Genomic DNA, 22,470 nt, shown 5'->3' with positions numbered 1-22,470 from the left:
AGCGAGAGAGAAAATGAATACTGCAACCAAGCCATCGGCCTTGAAGGGCGTCGTGGTGCTGGATATATCGCGGGTGCTCGCCGGGCCTTTTGCCGCGCAGATATTGGGCGACCATGGGGCAGAGGTGATCAAGCTGGAGTCGTACGACGGCGATGACACCCGCGCATATGGGCCACCGTTTATCGATGGCGATGCGCCGTACTACATCGGTCTGAACCGCAACAAAAAGGACCTGGCGGTCAACCTCTCCACCCCTGAGGGGCGGGAAATTCTGTTCCAGCTTTTGGGCCAGGTGGATGTGTTGGTCGAAAACTTCAAACTCAGCACTTGGCGCAAATGGGGCATCGATAGTCCGCAAGCCTTGGCAAGCAAGTTTCCCAGGCTTATTCATTGCCGGATTTCCGGCTTTGGCGAAGAGGGCGAGTTCGGCGGTCTGCCAGGTTATGACGCGGCCATCCAAGCGCTTTCGGGCCTGATGTCGATCAACGGGGACCCGGCGCTAGACCCCGTGCGTATTGGTATTCCGCTGGTCGATACCACCACGGGCATGAACGCTGTGATTGGCGTGTTGCTGGCCTTGTATGAGCGCGAAAGGTCGGGTCAGGGCCAGTCCATGGAGGTGACGTTGTTTGATACGGCTTTGGGTCTGCTGCACCCCCACACCAGCAATGCACTCAATGGTGGGCAGTCGGCGCGCACAGGTAACGGTCATCCCAATATCGTGCCGTACGACCTCTACCCCACCAAGACCGAAAAGTTGTTTGTCGCCATCGGCAACGACCGCCAATTTGCGCAGTTATGCGAAGTCCTCGGTAAACCGGAGCTCGCCAGCGACGAGCGCTTTCGCAAGAACCGGGATCGCGTGCAACACCGAGATGCGCTGCGCGCCGAGTTGGTGAGCTTGCTCAGCCTGTTTGACAGCCAAACGCTTTTTCAACGCCTGATGGGATTGGGCGTGCCCTGCGCACCCATGCTGAGCGTAGAGCAGGCTTTGGCTTTGTCGCACACGGAAACGCGGCAAATGTCCGCCAGCCTGGGCAAGGTGCGGGTCACTGGCATTCCGATCAAGTTGGAGCGTACCCCTGGCGAGTTGCGATTGCCTCCGCCACGGATTGGCGAACACAGCTTGGAGTTGTTGCAGCGCTTTGGCTTCAGCCAGGCAAGCATCAACAAAGCCTTGGCAGCAGATGCTGTCAGACAGGTTTGAATTAACTCATTTACAAGCAGGAGACAACAATGATCAAGGTAGAAGAATTTGGCGCAGTAGCCGTGGTGACCTATGACCGGGGCGAGCGTCGCAATGCGCTGTCATTGCAAGCGATGAAAGAGCTGATTGCGGTGGCCGACAGCTTTCAGGCGCGTTTTGACATCACCGCCATTGTGTTGACGGGCAGTCCCCAGGCATTTTCTGCCGGTGTGGATTTGAAGGACCCTGAGCGCTGGGCACTTGATGGAAAAACGCTGGACGAGCGCCGCTACATAGCGGCCACCGGTGCGCGCTTGTGCAAAGCCTGGGAAGACCTGCCGCAACTCAGCATTGCAGCCGTCGAAGGCTTGAACGTAGGCGGTGGTATTGCGCTGACCCTGGCTTGCGACTGGCGCGTGATGGCTGACAACGCCTTTCTCTATGTGCCGGAGGTGCAAATCGGCATTCCGCTCGTTTGGCATACCGTGCCGCGCTTGGTGAACATGGTGGGCGCTTCGCGTGCGAAGCAAATCATGCTGCTGGGCGAAAAGATGTCCAGCGCCGTGGCCAAGGAATGGGGATTGGCAGATTGGCTTGTACCAGCGGGCCAGGCCGTCGAGCATGCCAAGAAATTGGCCGCCCAGGTGGCACAGTCGCCCTCGCACGTGGTGAAGATGAGCAAGCAAAGCGTCAATGCCCATGCTAATGCCCTCAACTACGTCAGTACCTATATGGACGTCGACCAGGCACTGATTTGCGGGCAAAGCAGCGAAGCACGTGCTGCGCGCACCAACTTTCAATAAAGCAGGAGACAAAGCTCATGAAGCACAGACGCATGGTTTTCATGTTGCCCCTGGCCGCGCTCGCATGGAGCGGTTGGGCCCAGGCTGAGTTTCCCGACAGACCGATTACTTGGGTCGTACCGTTTGCCGCTGGCGGGCCCATGGATATAGTCTCGCGCCCCGTAGCAAAAAAGATGGGCGAAATTTTGCGCACGACGATTGTGGTGGAAAACCGCCCCGGCGCAGGTGGTGCCATGGGAATGGATTTTGTGGCTCGTGCCAAGCCAGATGGCTACACCATTGGCATTGGCAGTGTGGGTACGCAGACCATCGTGCCCAACGTCAACCGGTCGATCCGTTACGACCCGCTTCAGTCTTTCTCGAACATTGGTTTGTTTGGTCGCTATACCAATGTCTTGCTGGTGAACCTGAAATCGCCAATCACCGATGTGGCCAGTTTGGTGGCGCTGAGCAAGCGGGCTGAGGCTAACGTCACCTTTGGATCGGCCGGCAGTGGCTCGTCCAATCATCTGTCCGGCGAATTGCTGCGGGCCTTGACTGGCGGAAAGATGACCCACGTGCCTTACCGTGGCAGTGCACCAGCCTTGACCGACCTGTTGGCCGGCAACACCAGCTTCATGTTCGATACATTCAACACCACCATGGCGCGCATTGAGGGCGGGAGTTTGCGGGCTTTGGCCGTGACCAGCCCAGCGCGCTCGCCCTTTTTGCCGAATGTGCCCACGATGGATGAAGCCGGTGTCAAGGGCTATGCAGATGCTGGCGGCGAGCTCTGGTGGGGTGTTGTGGGGCCCGCCAAAATACCACCGGCTACCGTCAAAAAACTCAATACTGCGCTGCGCGAGGCTCTTGCCACTGAAGACGTTCAGGCGCAGCTGAAAAACCAGTACGTCGAGATTTGGGAAAGCACGCCTGAAGAGTTCGCTCAGGTGGTGCAAACCAGCTACCGGAAATGGAATCAGCTGGTGCGCGAGGCCCATATTGAAACCACGGAGTGATGCAGGGTGCCCGCTGGGACTGTAAGCAACGCATGAACTGCGGGCGCCACCTGTCTGGCAAATTTACTTCCATTGCGCTGGCTCGCTAAAAGACATAAACATCTGGAAGACCGGCACTACAGCCATGGCGGCCACGCCCGGCAAGCCACCGGCGAAGCTGGCGCCATTCCCAGCGGTCACCGGCTTGAAACGCTTTCTGGCCGGGGCGATCGGCACTTTGGGCCAGAGCCAGCGGAGGCAGGGCGCTGAGGGCCAGGATGATGGCGGCGGCTAGATGTCGCATGGTGCTTCCTGAAAGAGTGCTTGGGCAGTGGAAACCCATTGTGCTCAGCCGGCTTGGCGCTGCCTATCCCGCAAATGGGGGATGGCTGAGACTGGCGAGTTTGCGCCAAACTGGCCCTCGTTCCAATCGCAGGGCCCCAAACAGCTTTCTCCCTACTCGGCTGGCGCCCGCTTTGTGCTAGTGTCTGGCGAAAAAGGGTGGAAGATGATTTTGTTTCTGGGCGATACGCACGGCCGGTTTGCGCATGTGCTGGAGGTGGTGCAGCAAGCGCAGCCTGCAGCCATTGTGTTTTTGGGTGATCTGCAGGCGCAGCGGCCGCTGCACGAAGAGTTGGCGGGTATTGTGGGCAGCACGGCCATCTGGTTCATCCATGGCAACCACGACACCGATTCCAATGCCGATTACGACCATTTGTTCGGCTCCGAGCTGGCCGAGCGCAACCTGCATGGGCGTGTGGTAGAGATCGACGGCCAGCGCATTGCCGGGCTGGGCGGCGTGTTTCGCGGCCAGGTCTGGATGCCGCCTGGCCCTTGGGCTTATGAGAGCCCAAGCGATTTTGCCGAGCACTGCGGCAAGGGCAATCTGTGGCGCGGCGGTGTGCCGCGCCGGCACCGCAGCTCGATCTTCCCGTCGGATTTCCAGGCGTTTGCTGGCCTGCAAGCCGATATTCTGGTGAGCCACGAGGCGCCCAGCGCGCACCCCAACGGCTTTGCCGCTATTGACGAGCTGGCGCGCAGCCTGCGGGTGAGCAAGGCTTTCCACGGCCACCACCATGACCGGCTGGATTACAGCGACCATACAGATCGTCTTGGCTTCGCTGCCCATGGCGTAGGCTTTTGTGGTGTGAGCGATGCCGATGGCCGCGTGCTGCGCGCTGGCGATTTTGATTGGCGTGTGCCAGGCGATCCTTGGGAGCAGAAGTGAGGCAAGCCGCTGTTCAGCGTGGCAGCATGGCCGAGTGCGGTGCCACCATCAGCGCCGAGATATGAGGTTGAAAACATGGGGATGAAACTGCTGGTGCTGTCTGACCTGCATGTGGAGTTTGCGCCGTTCGTGCCCGCGCCCGAGGTGGTAGCGGCTGCCGATGTGGTGGTGCTGGCCGGGGACATCCATGCCGGTGCCCAAGTGGCAGCCTGGGCGCGCCAAAGTTTTGCTGACAAACCGGTGGTGCTGATCTCGGGCAACCATGAGCTGTACGACGGCCACTGGGTACGCACTTTGGACGAGATGCGCGAAGCCGCGCTGCGCCACGAAGTGCATTTTCTGGAGAACGACAGCCTGAACTTCGGCGGGCTGGAGTTTTTCGGCACCACCTTGTGGACGGATTTTGCCTACTTCGGCATTTACCAAATGCGTCAGGCCATGAATGAGGCGCGGCGCTATATGGCCGATTACCGGGCCATTCAGGGCTGCAACCCGGAGGAGACTTTTGACCGCCACCGCAAAAGCCTGGCCTGGCTGGAGCAGGCTTTGGCGCGCCCCGGCGCTGCCAGCCAGCGTGTGGTGGTGACGCACCATTACCCGCACAAGCTATCGACAGCCAAAGAATATTTGTCAGACCTGTGCACCGCCGCCTTTGGCTCGCAGTTGCCCGAGCCCCTGTTCGAGCAAATGGGCCTGTGGATTCATGGCCACACGCATAGCTCTTGCGCCTATACCGTGCGCCAGTGCCAGGTGGTTTGCAACCCGCGCGGCTACCCCATGGGCAAACTTCGCGACCGCTTCGAGAACCCGCAGTTCAACCCGCATCTGCTGCTGGAGCAGGGCGCCGATGGCAGCTGGCAGCCGCTGGTCTTGTGAGGGCTTGCGCAGCCGCCAAGGCCTGCGGAGCGCTTGCCCTTTAAAATAACGCCCCGTCGTATCCCCAGATTGCATTCCCACCCATGAAGGAAACCCTCCCGTTCAGTCCCTGGCGCATGAGCGTCGCGCCGATGATGGATTGGACTGATAAACATTGCCGCTACCTGCACCGCCTGCTCACGCGCCACACCTTGCTCTATACCGAGATGGTGACCACCGGCGCTTTGCTGCACGGCGATGTGGCGCGGCACCTGCGCTTCAATGCCGAAGAGCACCCGCTGGCTTTGCAGCTGGGCGGCAGCGAGCCGGCAGATTTGGCCGCTTGCGCCAAGCTGGCGCAGCAATGGGGTTACGACGAGGTCAACCTGAACTGCGGCTGCCCGAGCGAGCGCGTGCAGCGCGGTGCGTTTGGCGCATGCCTGATGAACGAGAAAGACCTGGTGGCCGATTGCGTGAAGGCGATGCGCGATGTGGTGGACATGCCCGTCACCGTCAAGCACCGCATCGGGATCGACAAGGTCGAGAGCTACGATTTTGTGCGTGATTTTGTCGGCACCGTGCACGAAGCGGGTTGTGATGTGTTCATCGTCCATGCGCGCAATGCCTGGCTCAAGGGCTTGTCTCCCAAGGAGAATCGCGAGATTCCGCCGCTGCGCTACGACGTGGTGGCCCAGCTCAAGCGCGATTTTCCGCAGCTCACCATTGCCATCAACGGTGGCATTGCCGACGACGCCACCGTGGCCGCGCAACTGGAGCAGGTGGACGGCGTGATGGTGGGGCGCGAGGCCTACCACAACCCTTGGTGGCTGGCCCGCTGGGACGAGCTGTACTACGGCGCCGAGCCCAGTACCAGCACCCGCGAATCGGTGGAAGAAGACATGGTGCGCTACATGGAGCGCGAGGCCGCCGAGCACGGCACGCACTGGTACAGCATTGCGCGCCACATGCTGGGCCTGCGCCAAGGCATGCCGGGCGCCCGCCGCTGGCGCCAGGTGTGGAGCGACCACCGCCTCAAAACGCTGCCGCCGCACGAGGTGATGCAGCTGGCCCGCACCAAGCCCAGCCGGCCTGCGCAAGAGATGGCGCTTGCCAGCGCCGAGTAGACCGTAGGCAATCTCCAGCAGGCAAAGGTCGGTTTTTCTCACAGGCACTGCGACGGTGCCTGTTTTTGTTGCTGCCTACACCAGCGCGGGCTGGTCGCTGCGGGCGTTCTTGCAACGCTTGGAAAGCAATTGTCAGCCACTGCGGCGTTTTCTGCTGCTCGCGCTGCGCTCAGACCCTGGGCGTGCGCCGGCCAAGGGCATCGCAAGCGCTGGCCTAGCGCGGCTTGGCGGGGTTTTCAAGCCGGAATGGTCGGTGTGGCAGGCGGTGCACAGTTGCGCTGGCGGCCAGCGTTGTGGCAGCCACAATCGCTATACTTCCTGCAGATTGGAGCGCCCGCCACAGGGCGCTGGCGGCAGGTGCCGGCCGCCACAGAACAACAAATACCAGCTGCGCCTGGCGCGGTGACGAGAGGACTTCCGGGATGGGGGAAAAGAATCCGCGTCTGGCTTATCGCTTGCTGATAGCGGCAGGCTGGCTGGGCGCGCACCGTTTTTATCTGCACCGTTACGCCAGCGCTGTGGCGCAGTTGTTGCTGACGGCGTTGATGGTGGCGCTGTGGATCTGGGGTGGCCCCTTTGCGCGCTGGGCGCCGTACCTGATCGGGCCGATCTTGCTGTGGCTGATTCGTGATGGCTTCTGGCTGTTCGACTACTTCCGCGTGGAAGAAGAGATGGACACCAGCCTGGCCGCGTTTGTTGATTCCGATTCACCCGCACCCAAATCTGCTGGCACGGCTGCAAGCAAGGCCGCAGATGCCCAGGCGCGCAGCCTGGTGGAGGAAGCCGCATCCGCCGATGATGCCGAAGCGCGCAAGAAAACCCGCGCCATCAAGCTTGCCAAGCAGCAAATTGCCTTGGGCCTGCAAGAGAACCACCCGCAAGCGGCGTTGACAGCGATTGAGCGCCTGGTCAAATACCTGCAGCAGCGCAGCCGCCGCCCGCAGCACGATGCCCATTTGGCCGAGGCCTATTTGCTGCACGGCATGGTGCTGTACCAAACGCAGTACCTCGACGCGGCGCGCAAAAAACTGCAAATGGGCGTGCACCTGGCGTCGTCGTTTGCGCACTTGTCGGTGCAAACCGAGCAGGCCAAAAACTGGCTGGAAAAACTGCGCAACCCGCAGCTCAAGGCCGCGCCTGGCAGCCCGGCTCCGCAGGTGCAGCCGGCGCAGTACGAAGCACTGATGAAAGCTGGTGAATGGGCGCAGGCCAGCACCTTGTGCGCTCAGACGATAGCGCTGCGCCAATCTGCCAAAACGGTGGATGTACCCGATTTGGCCGCGCACCTGCTTAACGCCATGGAGATTGCGCAGCGCCTGGGCCAGCCCGAGCAGGTGCACACGCATGGCATGCAGTTGCTGCAGTTGGCCCAGCAAGGCGCACCCGGCCAAAACGCCGTGCCCGGCCCGGTGCAGCGCCAAGCGCTGGAGCGCTTGGGCGACTGGGCCTACAGCGCTGGCGACCACCGCCAGGCCAACCAGTATTACCGCCAAGCACTGGCACTGGCTGCAGCCCAGCAAGCCAGCGCTGCGCAACTGTGCGGGCTGCTGCAGCGCCTGGCGCTGAACTACGAGCGCGCGGGCGACATTCCGCAAGCCTTGGAATGCTGGAACAGCGCGGCCGCGCACATTGCCAAGCTGGGCGAAGTGGTGGAAGACAGCGAAGCCGTCTCCGATGTGCTCACGCGCTATGCCTCATTCTCGGTGCGCCACCAGCCCGCGCAGGTGAAGCCGCTGATCGAGCAATCGCTGCGCATTCAGCAACGCGCCTACCGCGGTTACTCACTGGCGGCTGCGCGGGCTTACGAGGTGTTTGCTGGCTTCATGGTCGATGTGAACCAGCCTGCTGCCCGCGTGGCGCACCTGCAAAAAGCCTTGATGCTGTACCAGGTGTGCGACCCGGACAACCTGGCGCATATCGCCGAGCTGAAAAAATCCATCGCCGTGGCCCAGGCCATGGCCGAGCAACACGCGGCCAGCACGGCGCAAAACGGAGGCCCAGCATGACGACCGAAGGCCTGCTGTATGCGCTCAGCCGCTATGACTTGCGCGGATTTTTGATCGAGCCCGCGAGCGTCGACCCGTATTTGCAGCGCGAGGCCATCCGTGGCGGCCCGAACGCGGTGCAAAGCCTGGGCCCGCTGTGGCAGCAGCTGATGCAGGTGCTGCCCGAATGGGCGGATGGCATTGCGCTGGAAGGCACACCGGCTTTGCACTGCTGGCTGTGGCCGGCCGATCGCGTGGTTGATGGCGCAGCGCGGCTGGAGGCGATCAGCGCCAGTGCTTTCTCGCAGCGCGTACAAGCTTGTCAGCCGCAATGGGCGGAACAAGCGGTTGCAGAGGGCGGCGAGGCAGCTTTGGGCGCTTTGGAAACCCTGCGCCAGCTGGTGCGCTTGCAAGCCGAGCTGCGCAGTTTTTTACAAGCTGCAGCGGCGCGGCGCGATGCAGCACTGCTGTATGTGATTTGAAGGGCGTCGCTCGACTTGGCTTGTTTGGCTTTTACGCCAGCAAAGCCATCAGCTCGGCGGCTGCTTGCTCTGGGTTGGTGGCGTTAACGATGGCGCGCACTACGGCGATCGAGCCCACGCCGCTTTCCAGCACTTGCGCAAACTGCGGCGCACCAATGCCGCCAATGGCCACCTGCGGGTAGCTGCGCGTCAGCCCGGCATAGTGCATGAGGCGCGCCACGCCTTGTGGCACGGTGGCCATTTTCTTCAGAGTGGTGGGGAAAATGGCGCCCATGGCGATGTAGCTGGGCTGCGCCTGGCTGGCGCGTACCATTTCGGCGTAACCGTGGGTGCTGACGCCCAGGCGCACGCCGCTGGCGCGCAGCTCGGCCAGCTCGGCAGCGCTGAGCGCATCCAGATCTTCTTGCCCCAGGTGCACGCCGTAGCTGCCAGCTGCAATGGCTTGGCGCCAGTGGTCGTTGATGAAAAGCAGTGCCTGGGTACCTTGCACGGCAGCCACCGCCGCTTTTACCTCGCGCTCAATGGCGGCGGGGTCTTCAGATTTGAAGCGCAATTGCACCGTGGGCACGCCGGCGCGGGCCATGCGGCCCACCCATTCGGCCGTAGGCAGCACCGCGTACAGACCGAGCTTTTGCGGGCAAGCGGCAAAGGCGTTGGCACCACCGGCGGGCAGCAAGCCAAAATCTGCTGCCGCGCTCGGCCAAGCGCTAGCGTCAAACTGACCGGTGCGCTGGCTTTGTGCAGCCCAGGCATTGGCAATGCAATCCGCATCAATAGCGATAAAGCCAAGCTGGCTGCAAGCGGCCAGCGCACCCGCGTAAACCGGGTTTTGTTGTTGCTCGCTCGTCAATGCGGGCGCGGGCTGGGGCGGAAACTCAGCAAATGCTGCCTGGTGCGCGGCAATGATGGCTTGTTCGACGGTGGTGGCGCTGGTGCTCATAGGTTTTCCCGGCGCAGCGCTTGCGAGGCAGGCGCTGCTCTCTCTCGATACTCTGGGTTCAGGACTGGTGCCAGAAAGGCGTGCCCAACACCGGTGTGCTGGGCTGGGCCGTGTCTTGCGCTTGCATGGCGCCGGCGCGGAAGGCCGCATGGCCAGCGGCAGTAGCGTCGGCAAAGGCGCCGGCCATGGCCACCGGGTCTTGCGACAGTGCTACCGCGGTGTTCAAAAGCACGCCGTCAAAACCCCATTCCATCACCTGGCAGGCGTGGCTGGGCAGGCCCAGGCCGGCATCGCAGATCAGCGGCACATCGAGGCGCTCGCGCAAGGTTTGCATGGCGTAGGGGTTGACGGGGCCACGGCCGGTGCCAATGGGCGCAGCCCAGGGCATTACCGCCTGGCAACCCACATCCACCAGGCGCTGGCACAGCACCAGGTCTTCGGTGCAATAGGGCAGCACTTGGAAACCGTCTTTGATGAGGATGGACGCAGCCTCCACCAGGTTCAAGGTGTCGGGCTGCAAGGTGTAATCGTCCCCAATCAGCTCCAGCTTGATCCACGGTGTTTCAAACACCTCACGAGCCATTTGCGCGGTAGTGATGGCCTCTTGCACGCGCATGCAGCCAGCGGTGTTGGGCAACACGGGCACGTTCAGGCGCTTGAGCAAAGCCCAGAAATCGCTGCCGGTTTCGGCCGCGTTGCTGCCTTGGCGGCGCAGGGATGCGGTCACCATGGCCGGTTTGGCGCGGGCCACGGCCGCTTCAAGCACGGCGGGCGAAGGGTAGCGCGAAGTGCCCAGCAACAAGCGGCTTTGGAAACGTTCGCCGTACAGCACCAGGGCGTCGTCAGGGGTAGAGATGGCAGTCATGCGAATGGAATGTCTTGCTATGGGCTGCTTGGCCGGCAAAGAGAAAGGCACTGGCAGCCGTCAAAAATAAATCAGCCGCCGGTCACGGGCGAGATCACCTCAAGCTTGTCGCCAGCCTGCAGCACCTGGCTGTCGTAGCGCGACTTGGGCACGAACTCGGTGTTCAGCGCCACGGCAAAAGGCGGGCGCGGCTGCAACTGCGCCAGCGCCTGGGCCACGGTAGCGTTGGCGGGCAGCTCGGTGGTCTGGTTGTTCAAAAGGATTTGCATCGTCATATCAGGTGCCAATCATAGGGGCTGTGCGGGGGCGCGCAGGTCAGAGCAGGCTGACGGCCATGTCGAACTGCGCCGCCAAAGGTGCTGCACCGGTCTGGATGAGCTGCACCGTGCTGTCGAGCACGGCGGGCGAGATCATGAAACCGTGGCGGTACAGACCGTTCACCTCCAGCACGCGCGGCTGCGTTTGGCGGATGGCGGGCAGGTTGTCCGGCAAGGTGGGGCGGCACTGGGTGTTGATCTCCAGAATGCGCGCCTCGGCAAAGCCGCTGTGCACGGTGTAGGCGGCGCTCAGCAGCTCCATGGTGGAGCGCACGCTGGCGGGCGACATGTCGTCCGATTCGATCTCGGTGGCGCCAATCACAAAATAGTGGTTCTGCTTGGGCGCTATATAAATAGGGTAGCGCGGGTGCATCAGGCGGGTAGGGCGGCTCAAATCCACCTCGGGTGCATGCACGCGCACCACCTCGCCACGCACGCCGCGCAAGGCTGGCCATTGCGGCTTGGCGCCAAGGCCACGCGCGTCAATCAGCCAATCAGGCTGGCCTGGTTGGCCGAGGGCAAAATCGGCCACTTCACGCGCTTCGTGCCAGTGCAGCCGTACGCCACGCGCCGCCAATGTGGGCACCAGGGCGGCGAGCAGTTGGCGGTTGTCGAGCTGGCCTTCACCAGGTAGATACAGGCCTTGCTGAAAATGCGTAGCCAAACCGGGCTCCAGTGCGTTGATGGCGGCGCGGTCTACGCTTTGCAAGGGCGTCAGCTCGGGGATAGTGTTTTGCGTGCGCTCCAAAATGCCGCGAAAACGCTGGGCTTCGGCCGCGTCCTGGCGGTGCCACACCACCATGGTGCCCGCTTGCTGAATAAAAACCGGCTCGGCCAGCTGCGCAATCAGCTCGGGCCAGCGCGTCAGGCCATAGTGGCCCATGCGCACCACGCCAGGCTCGGTCACCGCCGATTCGGCCAGCGGGGCCAGCATGGCTGCAGCCACGCGGGCGGCGGCGTGCTCGGCCTCGGGGCCGCCACGGTCGTACAGATCAATCGAATAGCCCTGGGCAGAAAGCTCGAGCGCCAGCAGACGCCCCAGCAGGCCGCCACCAAGAATGGCGAGCCGGGCAGGGGCAGGAATCAAAGCTTGAGAAGTCATGGTTGCCTATCGGCGGCTGGCGCAAACGACGGCCAGCGCGCAACAGACAAAACAGCGGATGCGGTTTTCGAAAACTCCCCACGCCAGCATGGTCTGGATCGGGTGAAAGGGTTTGATCTCAGCCGCGCTGCGCTGGCCCGGCGGGCCAGACGCAGGGACACCCCTGTTTCGTCTCAACTCGGCATTAGAGCACAGCGCGGCGGGGGCTCCGCCTGTGCTGCGTCAAGCCGCAGCTGCAATCGTGGATAATTTTGCCGCGCCAGGCCTGTGTTGCCTGCTCATTTTTTGGATGCTTTCATGACCAGTTCGACCCCCACCCCTGCCGCCCAGCTGCCACGCTATGCTCGCGTGCTGTCGATTGCGGGCTCGGACAGCGGTGGTGGCGCCGGCATCCAAGCCGATTTGAAGACCATGAGCGCGCTCGGCTGCTATGGCATGACGGCCATCACCGCGCTCACCGCGCAAAACACCCAGGGCGTGCGCGGCATCCACGGCGTGCCTGCCCAGTTTCTGCAAGACCAGCTCGATGCCGTGCTGCAAGACATTGGCACCGATGCCGTCAAAATTGGCATGCTGCACGCGCCCGAAGTGGTGGCTGTGGTGGCCAGCACCATCGACCGCTACCAGCTCGGCAAAGTGGTGCTCGACCCGGTAATGGTGGCCACCAGTGGCGACCGCCTGATTGCCGAAGCCACCGTGGGCGAGCTGGTGCGCGAGCTCTTTCCTCGCTCGGCACTGATCACGCCCAACCTCGACGAAGCCAGTTTGCTGCTGGGCCGCCGCATTGGCGGTGCGCACGAGCTGGAGCAGGCCGCGCAAGATCTGCTGGCCATGGGCGCGCCAGCCGTGCTGGTAAAAGGCGGGCACTTGCCAGGCGACGAAGTGGTTGACCTGCTGGCCCTGGCCGACGGCACGCGCCTGCGCCTGGCATCGCCCCGCATCCGTACCCACAACGGCCACGGCACGGGCTGCACGCTCTCGTCAGCCATTGCCTGCCAGCTGGCGCTGGGCCATGCCTTGCCCGAAGCCGTACAGCTGGCGCGCCAATACATTCTGGGCGCCATCGCCTCGGGCGCCGACGTGCACACCGGCCAAGGCCAAGGGCCGCTCAACCATGGCTGGCAGGTGCAGCCGCAAGTGGTGATTCGTGCTTCATAAGTGCTACTGAATTTCGTCAAATTGACATCATGAATCACCATAAAAACCAAAATTAACCACATCTATCTATAAAAATGACAAAAAAATCGTCAATAAGCTGGCGAATTGTTGTAATTGACGCGGCTCAAACAGTGATTTCGATATATTAAGTTACTTTCTTTGATTGTTGTTCAATCTATTGATATATAAAGAAATTATTGAAAAATTGACCTGTTCATCTCGCGTTCAGAAGGCCTGTTTTCATTAATTAAATACTGGTAAAAGTGCTTTGTGTAAACATTTGGTAAACAGTTCATTTTTTTACAGGAGCTGTCAACGCGCTTTCGAGGCCGCTCGTTGTAGTCTCATCTTTAGGAGATTTTTCATGACTGCAAGCACTGTTTTCAGCATCTGGCCAGAAGACGAACGTGATCGCAAGCGCGCACCCGCAGCGCTGTAAACCGCACACCCCGGCAACGCCAGCCCGGCGGTGCCCCCAGCAAACGGCTCCTACAGGGAGCCGTTGCTCACGTCAGAGGCCATGCTTTAGCCTCTGCACCCGAGACACCTAACCCCGACCACCCTGTGGTCTGATGCCTTATTCAATGAGGTTTCAGACGCAGGGTGTTTGTATTTGCGTGGCGCAAGCAGGGTGCGGTGATGCTTCCTGCGACTTGCCTATTCGGCCTTGATAGCGCGCACCAAAAGCCAAGCAACAGCCAGCAAACAAACCGCGACACCCAGCAAACCAAAGAAGCCGCCAATTCGTACATCGCTGGCCAGCAGGTTCCAGCGGCTGAAAATCTCGGTCCAGTCGTGGTCGCCGCCTACCAGGGGCAGTTGCTGGGCGCGGGCGTCTTTCATGTAACGGGCTACATTCAGCAGGTTTTCGCCAAACCACAGCCAACTGGCAGCAAACCCCAGGCTTTGGCGTTGTCGCCAAAAGTGGTGCACAAACAGGAGCGGAAACAGCAATTGGAAGAGGGTGCCGCCATAGACCGACAGGTGCTGCGAGAAGATTCCGACGAGTGGGTGGCCGGCTTCGTGGATGGCCAGGTTGGCATGGTCCAGCAAAAATACCCAGTGCTCTTCGGTGCCCAGGTGTTGCCACAACACGTAGGCCGCCACCGCAGCCAGCACCCAGGCCGCTGTTTTGTTGGCGGGCTCCCAGTCTTGCTCAGTGGTTTGCTCCCAATAGTCGCGCAAGGCCTGCAGTGCCATGGCTTCCCCCTCTGTTTTTTGCGAATACTCCGGCCCAAGCGGTGTAGCACTGGGCTGTTTGCTGCATGGTAGCCAATGGCTTGGGGCTGGGTTTGCGATGTTGCCGTAGCTTGTTACAGCGCAATCTCAGGGCTCGGCAACTGTGTTGCATCCGCAAAGGCGTGCAGTCAGTACTGGAGCCGGGCACAAAAAAGCCCGCCAAGCAGGCGGGCAGCGGCGCAAGGCGTGTGTGGCCCTCAGGCGCTGTGTGCAGACAGGCGCAGCAGGCGCTCCAGGGCGTGGTCCTGAATGCCTTGTTGTTGCAGCGCGGTGTAGGTGGATTGGGCGTAATCCAGCGTGGTGCCGTAGATGCCGCAAGATTGGGCGAAGATGCGGCGGTAGTCTTCTTCGCTCAGCGTGCCGGTGCAGCGTGGGCTGCTTTTGGACAGGGTAAAGGCCAGGGCTTTGACGTTGCCGTCTTCGGTCTGGCAGTCGAGCCACTTGGGGTCGTAGGCGTCGGTGGCCATTTCGCGTTTCCACAGGCGGGGCATCATCTCGGGCACATGCTGGCGGGCAATGCGGAAAGCCATGCCGCGGCAGCTGCCGCCGGAGAACATGCCAAACACCAAGCCGGGGCATTCGGGGGTGCCGCGGTTCACATGGCTCCACATTTTGAGCGCGCGGTGCCAGCCAAAGACGCGAGCGTGGCGGCATTCCAGAAACTCGAACTCCGGGCGCCAGATGAGCGAGCCATAGGCAAACACCCACAGATCCTGCTCGCCGCCCCATTCGTCCATGGTTCTTTCGAGCATGTGCTTGGAGCAGCAGTTGCGGGAGCGGGCGGCCGTTTTCGTCATGGGTTTGTCAACCAGCAAAACAAGGTGGAATGAGCAATAGTTATAGCAATCAGCGTTGATCTGCGCTAGGTTTGTGCCTGTCAAACTGCGCAGTTTTGCTGCGAAAGCAACAGCGCTCGCTGGCTATAGCCACCCTGATCAACGCAGATTTGCTGCGCCGCGATGACGAAATGGGCTGCAGTTGCGCTTGCTTACAATTGCCGTGCGCGCTGGGCTGGCGGCCTGCTTGTTGGTAAATCGCATGTGCTGGCGTAGGCGTTGGCAGCTTTTGACTATTCGATGCTATGATGTTCATAGCTTATGCGGTTGCCCATGCTGCTCCGAAACGGGTTTCTACGATCAAATCCCAGCGAGTTTTGTGTGTTGACGATAGCCCGCATGGCCAGGGGCGCGCACGGTGCGCTGCCACGACGGTCTGGCCCATAAGGATTGGTCATCGTATGAATATTGTGATCTTGGACGATTATCAGGATGCGGTACGCAAGCTGCAGTGCGCGGCGCGTTTGGACGCTTATTCGGCCAAGGTCTATACCAATACCGTCAAAGGGCTGGGCCAGCTGTCGGTGCGTTTGCGCGATGCCGACATCATCGTGCTGATCCGCGAGCGCACCCATATCAATCGCCTTTTGCTCGAGAAGCTGCCGCGCCTGAAGATGATTGCCCAGACCGGGCGCGTGGGCGGCCATATCGATTTGACAGCCTGCACCGAGCGCGGTGTGGCGGTGGCAGAGGGCGTGGGTTCGCCCATTGCGCCGGCCGAGCTCACCTGGGCGCTCATCATGGCCGCGGCGCGCCGCCTGCCGCAGTACATTGCCAATCTCAAACATGGTGCCTGGCAGCAGTCGGGCTTCAAGGCGGCCAATATGCCGCCCAATTTTGGCTTGGGTACGGTGCTGCGCGGCCGTACTTTAGGCATTTGGGGCTACGGCAAGATCGGCCAATTGGTGGCCGGTTATGGCAAGGCCTTTGGCATGGAAGTGCTGGTGTGGGGCTCAGACAATTCACGCGCCAAGGCGCTGTCGGACGGGCACAAAGTGGCTCCCAGCAAGCAGGCATTTTTTGAGAGTAGCGATGTGCTGTCGGTGCATTTGCGTCTGAGCGACGAAACCCGGGGCTGCATCAGCTTTGACGATTTGTCGCTGATGAAGCCGACCGCCACCTTCGTCAACACCTCGCGTGCCGAGCTGGTGCAGACCGATGCCCTGATTGCTGGCCTCAACCGCGGCCGCCCCGGTATTGCGGCGGTAGATGTGTTTGAGAGCGAACCCATTTTGCAAGGCCACGCTTTGCTGCGCTTGGAAAACTGCATTTGCACGCCCCACATCGGCTATGTGGAGCTGGACAGCTACGAGCTGTACTTTGGCGCCGCTTTTGACAACGTGATCAACTTCATCAAAGGCCGGCCAACGAATATCGTCAACCCTGGTGCTTTGCAGGTGCGGCGCTGAGCTGCTGGTTGAGCGCAGCGATGGCTGCTCGACGCGATTTGGCAAGTGGGACTGCACAAGCAGCTTGCACGAGTATGGCGCCCAACCCCATCAACGCTTCGCGGCTCATTGAGCGGCCGTGCTGGCAACGGCAAGACGGAGGCGAAAGCCTCTTTTTAAAGAGGTATAAATTCGGATTACATGACCTGCAGAAACACCGAAAAAAGTATCGCGCTAACCAAGAAGCAGCGAACCCAAGAGCTTGCGTGCGGGGAATTGGAGATTCCAAGCGTCGCTATGCCAGAGGCTCCGCCTTCCTCGGTATTAATAGACCTGTGGCTGGATTCCAGTACGGCGGCAAGCCGCTCCAGCATAGGCATATCGAACGAAGATTCGTACCGCTATTTTTGGAATACCTGGATCAAATTTCTGGCGTCGCTCCAGCCAGGTACGATCGATGAAAAGCTGCTGTGGCAAACGGCCACGCCAGAGCTTGTGCTGTGGTTCCTCCAATCTGGAACCAAGCCCAGAAAGAAGGAAGAGGGTGTGAGCGCCATTACCCGAAGGCGGTATTGGCGGCTGCTGGAGCGAATCTACGATTTTGCGCTGGGCAAGCACTGGATAGCGTCCAACCCCGCATTGGGTCTGCGCCACTGGGAAAAGCCCGCACAAGAAAAGCCCAAGGGTGCGATCCTGAGCGCCAAACAATGGCAAAGCGGCTTGGCTTTGCTCGGCGCAGCTTCGGGCAGTGAGCCCATCCCGGTTCGCAACCGGGCCATCTTGTTGTGCTTGTACGAAACCGGAATCACCCCCGAAGAAATTCGCGCGCTGACACTGGAATCATGCAAGGCGGATACCAGCAACGGCAAACTATTTGTGCTGCAAATCGACGGCTCTGGCGTCAACCAGCGTCGTCAGTTCCATCTCAGTGAAGCATTGTCGATGGCCATGGGCGATTGGCTGGCATGCCGGGAGCAACTGCCGAACGCTCACAAAACGCAGCATTTGTTCTGTTCCACGCATGGGCGGATGATGGGCGCGGACAATCTGCACCTGCTCGTGCGTGAACATCTGCTGCAGGCGAATTCAGCAACCGATACAGCTCCTGCCAAGCGCCTGGGCCCCCAGGTGATTCGAAACACCTGCATTGTGAACTGGGTGAACCAGGGGACGCCCAAGGCGCAGGTGGTGGTTTGGGCAGGGCTGAAGAATGAGAAGGGATTGCTGCACCTGGCCGATCATTTCAACCCGCAGATTGAGACGCAAGTCCGCTAGGATTCGGCCGGCCGCCGCAGTTGTAGAAGGGCTCAGTTTTGAATCTGGCTTCAGCCCTGCAAATACGCTTGCAGCGCCTCGGCAAACGGCCCGGGCTGACCCAGCCAATCAGACAGATCAATGCGCTCTAGCGCCGCATCAGCGTTGCGCTGCACCAGCACGGTAGGGAAGCCATGGCCGCCAGCGGCTTGCAGCATGCGGCGGCTTTGGTCAATGTGCTGCTGGGTGGCAAAGCCCAGCAAAGAGGTGTAGGCCGCCTCAAACGCTGCGGCGTCCAAGTTCAGCGCGCTGGCCAATTGGCTGAGCACGGGCAGCTCGGCAATGTGCAGGCCGCGCACATAGTGGGCTTTCTGAATTTGCTCCAGCATGGCCAAGCCATCCGCGCCCAATTGCTGGGCCGCCAAAATGGCCGTGGTTGGTGGCGCAGAGTCAAGCCAGACGCCGGTTTCGTTGAGCAAACCATCGCGGTAGCCGGCGCCAAATTCCTGGCCGGTCATTTGCTCGATGCGGCTGTCATGAGGCAGCACATAGCTGCGCCATTCGGGCGTGATCTGGCGGCGGCGTGCATCGGTCATCATGCCGCCTCCATGCAGCGCCACTTGCAAGCCGGGCAGCTGTGCGGCCGCATGGAGCAAGGGCGCAGCGGCATAGCACCAGCCACACAGCGGGTCAAAAATATAGTGCAGGGTGGCAGACATGGGCGTGCTTTCTCTGGAATGAATCTGGGCGCCAGATGCTAACGCATGGGCGCCCGGGCAGGTTTGATCTTGCTTGCTTCAGCGTGTGTTTATTCGAGCTGCAGCTTTTTGCGTGCAATCAGCTCGTTGTACATCTTGCGGTCGGCGGCAATGCGTTGTTGCAGCTTGGCGGGCGACGGGTCGTCCAGCGTCCAGGCCTGGCGCAGCAATTGCTCTTTGATGTCAGCACCCGACAAGATTTTGACCAGCGCTTCGCTCAGTTGCTTTTGCACTTGAGCGTGCATTCCGGCTGGGGCCATGAGCGCGTTCCAAACTTCGATGTTCACGTCTTTGGCGCCGATTTCGCGCATGGAAGGCGTGTCGGGCATCAGGCTGGTGCGCTGTGCCGAGGTCACGGCCACCGCCGCCAGTTTGCCGCTTTGCACCAAGGGTAAGACGGAGGAGATGGGCAGCAGCGCGCAATCGAGCTGGCCGCCCAGCAGTGCTGTGGTTACGCCTGGTGCGCCGGTAAAGGGCACATGCAGCGCTTCAAAATGCAGTGCGTCTTTGAGCAGTTCCATGCCCAGGTGGCCGCCCGAGCCCAGGCCGGTAGAGCCATAGCTGGCCGCCTTGCCTTTTTTGCGCAGCTCGGCCAAAGCCTTGTCGGCGCTGGCTCCCGTGCTGGCAGGCACGACCCAGGCCAGCGGGGAGACGCCTACCAGGGCCAGCGGCGCAAAATCCTTGCTCGGGTCGTAAGGCAGTTTGGAATACAGCGCTTGCGACGAGGTGAGCGGCCCGTTGCCGATGATGCCAAAACTGTGGTCGTCGGTTGCGCGTGCCACCTGGTCGGCGCCAATATTGCCGCTGGCACCGGGCTTGTTGTCTACCACCACCGGCTGGCCCTGCAGTTGCGAGAGTGGCGTGGCGATCATGCGCGCCTGCATGTCGGGCGACGAGCCGGCCGGGTAGCCCACTACAAAGCGCAGCGGCTTGCTGGGCCAGGCGGCATCGGCAGCGCGGGCAGTCAAAGAAAAGGGCAGGGCAGCGGCGGCGCTGCAGCCAGCAAGGGCTTGCAGCAGGTGGCGGCGGGACAGAGACATGGTGTCAGGTTAGCGCATAGTTGTAATTGGCGGCCATCCTACCGCAGCCCGCCGTGCTTGCGCAGCAAGCGTTTGCGCGTAGAAACGGCGCAGATGCTGCGCGTTGTCGTGTTGCGCACACATGGACGGCGCAATTTTGGGGTTAACCAGTATGATTTGTGCTTTGCCACCCGCTGGCGCACAGTTTGCTTGCGTGCCCTTAAAACCAGATTCATGAGCCGTTTACGCACCCAAAACCCGGATTCGCCTGAGCAGGCAGCGCCAGCGCCTGTCGCAGCGCCAACGCCAGCCCCCGTTTCTGCACAAGCGCCTGCTCCCGAGTCCGCGCCTGCTCCAGCGCCCTGGCAAGCACCGGCACCGCAGTTTCCGCCAAGCCCACCGCCTGCCTGGCCGCCAGCCTCAGCGCGCAAATCAGCGCCACGTTCTGGCCCAGATACGGGCAGCAAGCGCACCACCTGGATCTTGCTGGCCAGCTGGATCGCGGTGATGGTGGTGATTTACCTGGCGACCGAGGTTTACCGCAAGCCGCCCGAGGGCAAGGTGATGGCCCATGGCGTGCTGGAGATCCCGCGCGACCGCGACGGCCACTTTCGCGTGAATGGTGCCGTCAATGGCGTGCCGGTGCAGTTTATGGTGGACACCGGGGCCAGCATCATCAGCATCACCGACAAGGTGGCCGAGCGCGCCCAGTTGCCCGAAGGCGTGCCCATGCAGTTCCAAACTGCCAACGGCGTGCGCGAAGGCACAATGCGCCGCGCTGAGCGGATTGAAGTGGGGCCGCTCACCGTCAACAATCTGCGCGTAGGCACCGGCTACACGGCCGAGAGCGAGAAAGATGCGCTGCTGGGCCAGAACTTTTTGCGCTACTTTGATGTGAGCATGGCAGGCAATACCATGCGCCTCAAAGCCCGCGAAAGCAACGAGAACGATTGAGCGCTGCGCACGAGCGACGCCGCCTTGCGCCCACAAAAAAACGCCTGGTTAGATACCAGGCGTTTTTACTCGAGTGCCAAGCCCGAGCGTTTGTTGCCCGGCGCTTGGAGGGCTCGGCGCTGTTTATTTGGTGCCGAAAATACGGTCGCCCGCATCGCCCAGGCCAGGCAGGATGTAGCCGTGCTCGTTGAGCTGGCGGTCTACGGCTGCCGTGTAGATGTCCACGTCGGGGTGGGCGGCTTGCATGGTTTTCACGCCTTCGGGCGCGGCCAGCAGGCACATGAACTTGATCGACTTGGGCTGGCACTTGTCCTTGAGCTGTTGCACCGCGGCCGAGGCCGAGTTGCCGGTGGCCAGCATCGGATCGACCACGATCACGTCGCGCTCGCCCATGTTGTCGGGCATCTTGAAGTAGTACTCAACAGGCTTGAGCGTCTCGGGGTCGCGGTACAGGCCGATGTGGCCAATGCGAGCGCCGGGCACCACGTTGAGCATGCCGTCCAGAAAGCCGTTGCCGGCGCGCAGGATCGAGACCAGGGCGAGCTTTTTGCCATCGATGACCTTGCCGACCATCTTTTCCATCGGGGTTTCGATTTCCAGGTCTTGCAGCGGGAAGTCGCGGGTGATCTCGTAAGCCATCAGGGTGGACAGCTCGCCGAGCATGCGGCGGAAGCTGTTGGTCGACGCCTCTTTGCGGCGCATCAGCGTCAGCTTGTGTTGAATCAGCGGGTGGTCGATCAGGTGCAGGGTGCTCATGGTAATTGCGGGTGTAACTTTTGCTTGCAATGGTAGCGAGCTGGCCCGCAGTGCGTGCGAAGCGCTCGCTAATTTTTACCGAACGGTGAGGTTTTTATGACCAGCAGGCTGGCAGTTGTCCTCAGGCCTGTGCTAGCAACTGCGCGTAGCGGCCCAAGTCTACATTGCCGCCGCTGATCAGCACACCCACGCGGGCGCCGCGAATGTCCACGCCGCCAAAGCGTGCGCCTGCCAGGCTGAGCGCACCGGTGGGCTCCACCACCATCTTCATGCGTTCGGCATAAAAGCGCATGCAATCCACCAGCTGCGCATCGCTCGCGGTGACGATGTCGGTCACATCGCGGCGGATGATGGCAAAGGTCAGATCGCCAATAGCCTGGGTTTGTGCGCCGTCGGCCAGGGTTTGCGGCGTGGGGATTTTCACGATCTCGCCTTTGCGCAGTGATTGCTGGGCATCGTTGCCAGCTTCAGGTTCTACGCCGTACACCTTGCATTGCGGCGCCATGGCCTTGGCCGCCAGCAGGCAACCCGAGAGCAGGCCGCCGCCGCCGAGGCAGACGAACAGGTAGTCGAGATTGGGCACGTCGCTGAGCAGCTCCATCGCGCTGGTGCCTTGGCCGGCGATCACGTCGCGGTGGTTGTAGGGCGGCACCAGGGTCATGCCGCGCTCTTGCGCAATGCGCTGGCTGATGGCTTCGCGGTCTTCGGTGAAGCGGTTGAAGGTGATCACTTCGGCGCCATAGCCGCGCGTCGCATCCAGCTTGGCGGCGGGTGCGTCTTCGGGCATCACGATGACGGCCGGCATGCCCAGAATGCGCGCCGACAAAGCCACCGCCTGCGCGTGGTTGCCCGAAGAGAAAGCCAGCGCGCCGCGCTTGGCCTGCTCGGGCGTGAACTGGGCCAGCGCGTTATAGCCGCCACGGAACTTGAAGGCGCCCATGCGCTGGAAGTTCTCGCACTTGAAGAAAACCTCTGCTCCCAGTTGCTTGTTCAAGGTGCTGGAATGCAACACCGGCGTGCGGTGCGCCACGCCTTGCAGGCGTTGGGCGGCGGCTTGCACATCGGCAAAAGTGGGCAGCGAAGCGGGTGTCGTGGGTTCAGTCATGGTGGGCAATACAGGCGGCATTTATAGGCTTGCCATATTAGTGGCAAATGCTGGCTGGACCGCAATAAATGGCGACTCGGTTGGGTGTTGCAGGCCCGCAAAAAAGGCCGGCGCTGGGCCGGCCTGGTGGTTGCAGTTG

At 61.5% G+C, this 22,470-nt stretch carries 22 protein-coding genes; 12 read left to right on the top strand and 10 right to left on the bottom strand.

All coding sequences use genetic code 11. From position 1 onward, the window contains the following. The first annotated feature begins 13 nt into the window (after nucleotides 1-13). The 8 genes from ACFIQF_RS03230 to ACFIQF_RS03195 all read left to right on the top strand — a co-directional run bounded on the left by ACFIQF_RS03230 (nucleotide 14) and on the right by ACFIQF_RS03195 (nucleotide 8,640). Nucleotides 14-1,207, top strand: a complete 1,194-nt coding sequence (locus ACFIQF_RS03230) for a CaiB/BaiF CoA transferase family protein (protein WP_393939981.1) — start codon at nucleotides 14-16, stop codon at nucleotides 1,205-1,207. A 29-nt stretch (nucleotides 1,208-1,236) separates the two neighbouring features. After that, nucleotides 1,237-1,989, top strand: coding sequence for an enoyl-CoA hydratase/isomerase family protein (locus ACFIQF_RS03225; protein ID WP_393939979.1), 753 nt, complete (start codon nucleotides 1,237-1,239; stop codon nucleotides 1,987-1,989). Between the two features lie 17 nt (nucleotides 1,990-2,006). Beyond that, nucleotides 2,007-2,987 carry a Bug family tripartite tricarboxylate transporter substrate binding protein gene (locus tag ACFIQF_RS03220; RefSeq protein WP_393940024.1) on the top strand — a complete coding sequence of 327 codons (981 nt, stop codon included), beginning with the start codon at nucleotides 2,007-2,009 and terminating at the stop codon, nucleotides 2,985-2,987. A gap of 487 nt (nucleotides 2,988-3,474) precedes the next feature. Next, nucleotides 3,475-4,194 carry a metallophosphoesterase family protein gene (locus ACFIQF_RS03215; protein WP_393939977.1) on the top strand — a complete coding sequence of 240 codons (720 nt, stop codon included), beginning with the start codon at nucleotides 3,475-3,477 and terminating at the stop codon, nucleotides 4,192-4,194. Nucleotides 4,195-4,269: 75 nt separating this feature from the next. Beyond that, nucleotides 4,270-5,070 (top strand): metallophosphoesterase, encoded by an 801-nt coding sequence (locus tag ACFIQF_RS03210; RefSeq protein ID WP_393939975.1) that lies wholly within the window; start codon nucleotides 4,270-4,272, stop codon nucleotides 5,068-5,070. Nucleotides 5,071-5,153: 83 nt separating this feature from the next. Then, nucleotides 5,154-6,173 carry a tRNA dihydrouridine(20/20a) synthase DusA gene (gene dusA, locus ACFIQF_RS03205; protein ID WP_393939974.1) on the top strand — a complete coding sequence of 340 codons (1,020 nt, stop codon included), beginning with the start codon at nucleotides 5,154-5,156 and terminating at the stop codon, nucleotides 6,171-6,173. Between the two features lie 422 nt (nucleotides 6,174-6,595). Continuing rightward, complete coding sequence (locus tag ACFIQF_RS03200) at nucleotides 6,596-8,179, top strand: NINE protein (protein ID WP_393939972.1); 1,584 nt, start codon at nucleotides 6,596-6,598, stop codon at nucleotides 8,177-8,179. Beyond that, entirely contained in the window at nucleotides 8,176-8,640 is a 465-nt protein-coding gene (locus tag ACFIQF_RS03195) for a hypothetical protein (protein ID WP_393939971.1), read from the top strand. The genes ACFIQF_RS03200 and ACFIQF_RS03195 overlap by 4 nt, the downstream gene beginning before the upstream one ends. A 31-nt stretch (nucleotides 8,641-8,671) precedes the next feature. On the opposite strand, the gene ACFIQF_RS03190 is transcribed toward ACFIQF_RS03195, so the two are convergent. From ACFIQF_RS03190 to ACFIQF_RS03175, 4 genes are all read right to left on the bottom strand, one after another. Then, nucleotides 8,672-9,580: a thiamine phosphate synthase gene (locus tag ACFIQF_RS03190; protein ID WP_393939970.1), complete on the bottom strand. Its 909-nt coding sequence runs from the start codon at nucleotides 9,578-9,580 to the stop codon at nucleotides 8,672-8,674. Between the two features lie 58 nt (nucleotides 9,581-9,638). After that, complete coding sequence (locus tag ACFIQF_RS03185; protein ID WP_393939968.1) at nucleotides 9,639-10,445, bottom strand: thiazole synthase; 807 nt, start codon at nucleotides 10,443-10,445, stop codon at nucleotides 9,639-9,641. Nucleotides 10,446-10,516: 71 nt separating this feature from the next. Continuing rightward, nucleotides 10,517-10,714, bottom strand: coding sequence for a sulfur carrier protein ThiS (gene thiS, locus ACFIQF_RS03180; RefSeq protein WP_393940022.1), 198 nt, complete (start codon nucleotides 10,712-10,714; stop codon nucleotides 10,517-10,519). A 46-nt stretch (nucleotides 10,715-10,760) separates the two neighbouring features. Further along, on the bottom strand, nucleotides 10,761-11,864 hold the full coding sequence (locus ACFIQF_RS03175; RefSeq protein WP_393939966.1) for an FAD-dependent oxidoreductase: 1,104 nt from the start codon (nucleotides 11,862-11,864) through the stop codon (nucleotides 10,761-10,763). A gap of 297 nt (nucleotides 11,865-12,161) precedes the next feature. On the opposite strand from ACFIQF_RS03175, the gene thiD reads away from it, so the two are divergent. Next, entirely contained in the window at nucleotides 12,162-13,022 is an 861-nt protein-coding gene (gene thiD, locus ACFIQF_RS03170; protein WP_393939964.1) for a bifunctional hydroxymethylpyrimidine kinase/phosphomethylpyrimidine kinase, read from the top strand. Nucleotides 13,023-13,679: 657 nt separating this feature from the next. Here the strand turns inward: thiD and ACFIQF_RS03165 are convergent. Both ACFIQF_RS03165 and ACFIQF_RS03160 read right to left on the bottom strand, forming a co-directional pair. Continuing rightward, a complete protein-coding gene (locus tag ACFIQF_RS03165; protein ID WP_393939962.1) occupies nucleotides 13,680-14,222 on the bottom strand; it encodes a hypothetical protein in 543 nt (180 codons plus the stop codon). Nucleotides 14,223-14,458: 236 nt separating this feature from the next. Beyond that, nucleotides 14,459-15,058: a gamma-glutamylcyclotransferase gene (locus tag ACFIQF_RS03160; RefSeq protein ID WP_393939960.1), complete on the bottom strand. Its 600-nt coding sequence runs from the start codon at nucleotides 15,056-15,058 to the stop codon at nucleotides 14,459-14,461. Nucleotides 15,059-15,498: 440 nt separating this feature from the next. On the opposite strand from ACFIQF_RS03160, the gene ACFIQF_RS03155 reads away from it, so the two are divergent. Together ACFIQF_RS03155 and ACFIQF_RS03150 are read left to right on the top strand one after the other, a co-directional pair. Beyond that, nucleotides 15,499-16,506 (top strand): D-2-hydroxyacid dehydrogenase family protein, encoded by a 1,008-nt coding sequence (locus ACFIQF_RS03155; RefSeq protein WP_393939958.1) that lies wholly within the window; start codon nucleotides 15,499-15,501, stop codon nucleotides 16,504-16,506. A gap of 180 nt (nucleotides 16,507-16,686) precedes the next feature. After that, the gene (locus ACFIQF_RS03150; RefSeq protein WP_393939956.1) at nucleotides 16,687-17,760 is read left to right on the top strand and encodes a tyrosine-type recombinase/integrase; all 1,074 of its coding nucleotides are present in this window, start codon (nucleotides 16,687-16,689) and stop codon (nucleotides 17,758-17,760) included. 50 nt (nucleotides 17,761-17,810) lie between these two features. Here ACFIQF_RS03150 and ACFIQF_RS03145 read toward each other — a convergent pair whose 3' ends face one another. Both ACFIQF_RS03145 and ACFIQF_RS03140 read right to left on the bottom strand, forming a co-directional pair. Then, complete coding sequence (locus ACFIQF_RS03145) at nucleotides 17,811-18,458, bottom strand: DsbA family protein (protein WP_393939955.1); 648 nt, start codon at nucleotides 18,456-18,458, stop codon at nucleotides 17,811-17,813. A gap of 89 nt (nucleotides 18,459-18,547) precedes the next feature. After that, nucleotides 18,548-19,537 (bottom strand): Bug family tripartite tricarboxylate transporter substrate binding protein, encoded by a 990-nt coding sequence (locus ACFIQF_RS03140; RefSeq protein WP_393939953.1) that lies wholly within the window; start codon nucleotides 19,535-19,537, stop codon nucleotides 18,548-18,550. 213 nt (nucleotides 19,538-19,750) lie between these two features. On the opposite strand from ACFIQF_RS03140, the gene ACFIQF_RS03135 reads away from it, so the two are divergent. Beyond that, nucleotides 19,751-20,470: a retropepsin-like aspartic protease family protein gene (locus tag ACFIQF_RS03135; protein ID WP_393939951.1), complete on the top strand. Its 720-nt coding sequence runs from the start codon at nucleotides 19,751-19,753 to the stop codon at nucleotides 20,468-20,470. A 123-nt stretch (nucleotides 20,471-20,593) separates the two neighbouring features. On the opposite strand, the gene upp is transcribed toward ACFIQF_RS03135, so the two are convergent. Together upp and ACFIQF_RS03125 are read right to left on the bottom strand one after the other, a co-directional pair. After that, nucleotides 20,594-21,226, bottom strand: coding sequence for a uracil phosphoribosyltransferase (gene upp, locus ACFIQF_RS03130; protein ID WP_393939950.1), 633 nt, complete (start codon nucleotides 21,224-21,226; stop codon nucleotides 20,594-20,596). 121 nt (nucleotides 21,227-21,347) lie between these two features. Then, nucleotides 21,348-22,331 carry a threo-3-hydroxy-L-aspartate ammonia-lyase gene (locus ACFIQF_RS03125; protein ID WP_393939948.1) on the bottom strand — a complete coding sequence of 328 codons (984 nt, stop codon included), beginning with the start codon at nucleotides 22,329-22,331 and terminating at the stop codon, nucleotides 21,348-21,350. Nucleotides 22,332-22,470: the final 139 nt, after the last annotated feature.

Source organism: Comamonas trifloxystrobinivorans, from assembly GCF_043359985.1.
Taxonomy (GTDB): Bacteria; Pseudomonadota; Gammaproteobacteria; order Burkholderiales; family Burkholderiaceae_C; genus Comamonas; species Comamonas trifloxystrobinivorans.
Note: the sequence above shows the minus strand (reverse complement) of the source record. Positions and strands in the feature narration are given on the sequence as shown.

Excerpts from the sequence above, each read along its gene's own strand:
- ACFIQF_RS03230 (WP_393939981.1), top strand. The coding sequence starts at position 14 with ATGAATACTGCAACCAAGCCATCGGCCTTGAAGGGCGTCGTGGTGCTG.
- ACFIQF_RS03225 (WP_393939979.1), top strand. The coding sequence starts at position 1,237 with ATGATCAAGGTAGAAGAATTTGGCGCAGTAGCCGTGGTGACCTATGAC.
- ACFIQF_RS03220 (WP_393940024.1), top strand. The coding sequence starts at position 2,007 with ATGAAGCACAGACGCATGGTTTTCATGTTGCCCCTGGCCGCGCTCGCA.
- ACFIQF_RS03215 (WP_393939977.1), top strand. The coding sequence starts at position 3,475 with ATGATTTTGTTTCTGGGCGATACGCACGGCCGGTTTGCGCATGTGCTG.
- ACFIQF_RS03210 (WP_393939975.1), top strand. The coding sequence starts at position 4,270 with ATGGGGATGAAACTGCTGGTGCTGTCTGACCTGCATGTGGAGTTTGCG.
- dusA (WP_393939974.1), top strand. The coding sequence starts at position 5,154 with ATGAAGGAAACCCTCCCGTTCAGTCCCTGGCGCATGAGCGTCGCGCCG.
- ACFIQF_RS03200 (WP_393939972.1), top strand. The coding sequence starts at position 6,596 with ATGGGGGAAAAGAATCCGCGTCTGGCTTATCGCTTGCTGATAGCGGCA.
- ACFIQF_RS03195 (WP_393939971.1), top strand. The coding sequence starts at position 8,176 with ATGACGACCGAAGGCCTGCTGTATGCGCTCAGCCGCTATGACTTGCGC.
- ACFIQF_RS03190 (WP_393939970.1), bottom strand. The coding sequence starts at position 9,580 with ATGAGCACCAGCGCCACCACCGTCGAACAAGCCATCATTGCCGCGCAC.
- ACFIQF_RS03185 (WP_393939968.1), bottom strand. The coding sequence starts at position 10,445 with ATGACTGCCATCTCTACCCCTGACGACGCCCTGGTGCTGTACGGCGAA.
- thiS (WP_393940022.1), bottom strand. The coding sequence starts at position 10,714 with ATGCAAATCCTTTTGAACAACCAGACCACCGAGCTGCCCGCCAACGCT.
- ACFIQF_RS03175 (WP_393939966.1), bottom strand. The coding sequence starts at position 11,864 with ATGACTTCTCAAGCTTTGATTCCTGCCCCTGCCCGGCTCGCCATTCTT.
- thiD (WP_393939964.1), top strand. The coding sequence starts at position 12,162 with ATGACCAGTTCGACCCCCACCCCTGCCGCCCAGCTGCCACGCTATGCT.
- ACFIQF_RS03165 (WP_393939962.1), bottom strand. The coding sequence starts at position 14,222 with ATGGCACTGCAGGCCTTGCGCGACTATTGGGAGCAAACCACTGAGCAA.
- ACFIQF_RS03160 (WP_393939960.1), bottom strand. The coding sequence starts at position 15,058 with ATGACGAAAACGGCCGCCCGCTCCCGCAACTGCTGCTCCAAGCACATG.
- ACFIQF_RS03155 (WP_393939958.1), top strand. The coding sequence starts at position 15,499 with ATGAATATTGTGATCTTGGACGATTATCAGGATGCGGTACGCAAGCTG.
- ACFIQF_RS03150 (WP_393939956.1), top strand. The coding sequence starts at position 16,687 with ATGACCTGCAGAAACACCGAAAAAAGTATCGCGCTAACCAAGAAGCAG.
- ACFIQF_RS03145 (WP_393939955.1), bottom strand. The coding sequence starts at position 18,458 with ATGTCTGCCACCCTGCACTATATTTTTGACCCGCTGTGTGGCTGGTGC.
- ACFIQF_RS03140 (WP_393939953.1), bottom strand. The coding sequence starts at position 19,537 with ATGTCTCTGTCCCGCCGCCACCTGCTGCAAGCCCTTGCTGGCTGCAGC.
- ACFIQF_RS03135 (WP_393939951.1), top strand. The coding sequence starts at position 19,751 with ATGAGCCGTTTACGCACCCAAAACCCGGATTCGCCTGAGCAGGCAGCG.
- upp (WP_393939950.1), bottom strand. The coding sequence starts at position 21,226 with ATGAGCACCCTGCACCTGATCGACCACCCGCTGATTCAACACAAGCTG.
- ACFIQF_RS03125 (WP_393939948.1), bottom strand. The coding sequence starts at position 22,331 with ATGACTGAACCCACGACACCCGCTTCGCTGCCCACTTTTGCCGATGTG.